Genomic DNA, 1,442 nt, shown 5'->3' with positions numbered 1-1,442 from the left:
TATTCCGGCCGCCACCGCCCCCGCCCCCGCGCAACCCGTCCTAACGCCTCACGGCAGTTCGAACGGCAGCGGGACACCCGCGTGGTGCCGGCACAGCTCGCAGGTGCGCTCGCTGCCCACCCGACCGATGGCGGCCCGCACCAGGGCCTTGAGCGCCGCGACATTCTCGCCGAAGCCGGCGAACACGTCGGCGCCCTTCACCCCCTCGCCCACCGCCACACCGGCATCCACGTCGGTGACCAAAGCGATTGCGGCATAACATAATTCAAGCTCGCGGGCGAGAATCGCCTCGGGATAACCGGTCATGTTGACCAAGCTGAACCCAGCCGCCGCGAACCACTGACTTTCGGCCCGGGTGGAGAACCGCGGTCCCTGGATGACCACCATGGTGCCGCCGTCGACCACATCGTGCGTGGGCACCCCGGTGACGGCGCTGCGCAGCGTCGGGCAGTAGGGGTCGGCGAAGCTGGCGTGCACCCCACCGGCGTCGAAGTAGGTGTCGGCCCGGCCCCAGGTGCGATCCACCAACTGATCGGGCACAACGAATGCCCCGGGGCCGATGTCGGGGTTCAGACTGCCGACCGCGCAGGGCGCAAACACCCGCCGCACCCCCAGGGCTCGCAACGCCCACATGTTGGCGCGGTAGGGCACGGTGTGCGCCGAGTATTCGTGCTTGGCGCCGTGCCGGGGTAAGAACGCGACCTCGTGGTCGCCGACGACGCCGATCGTGATCGGGGCACTCGGCTCGCCGTAGGGGGTCTGCGGGTTGACGGTGCGCACCTGGGACTCGAGGAACGTGTAGAAACCGCTACCGCCGATGACTCCGAGCATCCGCCCATTGTTGTGCACGCGCGCCAAGAATTGGTCGCTTGCCTGTCAGTTATTCGCCTGCCGCCACGGCAACTCTGCGGATCTCGACAACTCCAGGGAAATCCCTGTATCGGCGGCCCGCCACCCGCTCTTAGGCTCTGCGGCAACACGAGCCGGAACTACAACGAGAGGGGGGTTGTATGTCTTATTTGCTGGTGGCGCCACCCGTGGTCGAGTCCGCAGCAGATCAGCTGGCCCAGATAGAGGTGTCGTTAGGTGAGACCCGCGCGGCCGCCGCCGCCCCGATCAGCGGAATTCTGGTTGCCGCCGGCGACGAAGTTTCGGCGGCGATCGCGGCGCTGTTTTCCGATCATGGCCGCCAGTTTCAGGCGCTCAGCACGCAGGCGGCGGCGCTTCACGACGACTTTCTGCTGGCGCTACGGATCGCAGCGACCGCCTACGGGGCGGCCGAAGCGGCCAACGCCAACCCACTGGCTGTTGTCACCGACGCCGTGCTGGGCGTGATCAACGCACCCACCAATCTGTTGTTGGGCCGCCCATTGCTGGGCAACGGGGTTGACGGGGCACCCGGTAGCGGGCAGGCCGGCGGGGCGGGGGGCCTGTTGTGGGGC

General features: G+C 68.0%; 2 protein-coding genes. One reads left to right on the top strand and one right to left on the bottom strand.

Annotation, left to right across the window (positions count from 1 at the left end; genetic code table 11):
• Positions 1-48 precede the first annotated feature (48 nt).
• A complete protein-coding gene (locus BST27_RS30380) occupies positions 49-849 on the bottom strand; it encodes an S-methyl-5'-thioadenosine phosphorylase (protein ID WP_079220328.1) in 801 nt (266 codons plus the stop codon).
• 161 nt (positions 850-1,010) lie between these two features.
• On the opposite strand from BST27_RS30380, the gene BST27_RS30375 reads away from it, so the two are divergent.
• Positions 1,011-1,442 (top strand): PE family protein (locus BST27_RS30375; RefSeq protein ID WP_139805492.1); only part of this gene is annotated, 432 nt, incomplete at its 3' end.

This window comes from Mycobacterium intermedium (assembly GCF_002086275.1).
Classification (GTDB): Bacteria; Actinomycetota; Actinomycetes; order Mycobacteriales; family Mycobacteriaceae; genus Mycobacterium; species Mycobacterium intermedium.
The sequence above is the reverse complement of the archived record's forward strand: the minus strand, read 5'-3'. Positions and strand labels throughout refer to the sequence as shown.